The sequence below is a fragment of the Bacillus salipaludis genome (assembly GCF_004358205.1).
In genome coordinates this window covers 1-1,727 of the sequence record NZ_SMYO01000088.1, presented here as the reverse complement: position 1 = coordinate 1,727, position 1,727 = coordinate 1, and the positions used below count along the sequence as shown (strand labels likewise).

Here is a 1,727-nt window from a genome sequence, read left to right as displayed (position 1 = left end):
TACCCCTCATCGCTTACAAAAGATGCAAAATGCCTGGAATGCATCCTCTTGATAAACATTGTAACATTTGGTAAGCCGTATGCCTTAATAGGGCACGTACGGTTTGATAAGGGGGAAGCCTCGAGAGAGGTTTCCCTACTTTCTCTTTTGTCACTAACGGGGCAGTTTAGTTTAACAACGTTTTGTTTCATTATAAAAATAATAAGGGTAAAAACCCCGATTTGAGGAACGGGGTTTTTAAATTGGATAATGTATAACCATACTTAATCGAGTTAATGTTTCTCCTGAATTATGATAGGAATGAGGTCTATCTGCCTTAAATCTTATGGAATCTCCACTTGATACTGTGTATTCAGTGTTATTTACTCTTACAGTTAATTCGCCATCAAAAACAGTCAAAAATTCCTCAGTACCTTCTCTGTGGGATTCCGAACTAAGATACCCACCTTTTTCTATCTCAATGCAATAAACCTCAAAACGTCTATCATCTTGGAATGGGAAATAAGGGTATAATCTGTATTTTCCATTATCCTCTAGAAGTGTTTGGACCTCACTTTTATGTACTACCTTTGTGTCGGGCTGCGGGGAATTTATTAGGGAAGTAAACGAAATTTTTAAGCCATATGCTATTTTCCAGATTGTTGTAATAGTAGGACTGGATTCACCTCTTTCGATTTGTCCAATCATCGTTTTACTAACCCCACTAAGCTCTGCAACTTTTTCAAGGCTTAATTTTTTACTTTCTCTCAAAGCCTTTAAGTTCTTTGCAATGATAAGATTAATTTCTTCCATAAAAACACTCCTTATTATATGTACAATATAACGTCTATGATATACAATAAAACGCAATACGTTATATTGTTCTTTTTAGACATTATAACATACATATTGAGGAGGATATATTTTGCCTATATTATCATTTTTATTATACGTTTTTGTTACTAAATTTACTCCAGGTCCAAATAACATAATGGCGATGTTATCTGCCAATAAGTATGGATTTAATAAGACGATGAAGTTTTGTTTAGGGGTAGGTACTGGCTTTTTTGTCATTATGTTATTGTGCAGCTATTTTAATTTGTTATTAACAAATACCATCCCTAAAATAGAATTTTATATGACAATCTTCGGTTCAATCTATATGCTGTATTTAGCTGTAAAAATTATGTTTAGCAAAGGGAATAATAAGGAAAGTGACCAGAATAACAATAACGGCTTTTTTACAGGAATGATCTTACAATTCATAAATCCCAAAGTTATTTTATATGGGATTACTGCTATTTCAACATTTGTCATACCATTTAACAATTCCAATTTAAGCTTAATTTTATATTCCCTATTTCTTGCTTTTGTTGGTTTCGTTGGTACTGTTTGTTGGAGCTCGTTCGGATCCTTATTCCAAAAATTCTTAACAAAATATAAAAGTCAGTTTAATGTGGTTATGGCTTTGCTGCTCTTATATAGTGCTGTATCCATATTTTTAGAAAAGTAGATGAGACTAAATGATTTCTACATTGTGCCTATACAAACAGATATAGACCCAAGCGATTGCTGTTGCGGTCTTTTTTTCTTGTTGTGCTAACGGGGCAGGTGTGCGGCCGAGCCTAGGTCGTATCATATAACGGGTGGGATTCCCGTCGAGTAAGAACTAGCCATTCGCTCGTAGCGAGTCTTGGAGGGCTAAAGGTAACTTTAGTCTTTAAGCGTAGACAGTTAGGTGGCGGGCC

Annotated in this window: 2 protein-coding genes; one reads left to right on the top strand and one right to left on the bottom strand. The window is 35.0% G+C overall.

Annotated features, from left to right (window positions below):
- Positions 1 to 237: 237 nt before the first annotated feature.
- Positions 238 to 792, bottom strand: coding sequence for a helix-turn-helix domain-containing protein (locus E2K98_RS30455; RefSeq protein WP_133340741.1), 555 nt, complete (start codon positions 790 to 792; stop codon positions 238 to 240).
- A gap of 112 nt (positions 793 to 904) precedes the next feature.
- On the opposite strand from E2K98_RS30455, the gene E2K98_RS30450 reads away from it, so the two are divergent.
- The gene (locus tag E2K98_RS30450; RefSeq protein ID WP_133340739.1) at positions 905 to 1,492 is read left to right on the top strand and encodes a LysE family transporter; all 588 of its coding nucleotides are present in this window, start codon (positions 905 to 907) and stop codon (positions 1,490 to 1,492) included.
- Positions 1,493 to 1,727: the final 235 nt, after the last annotated feature.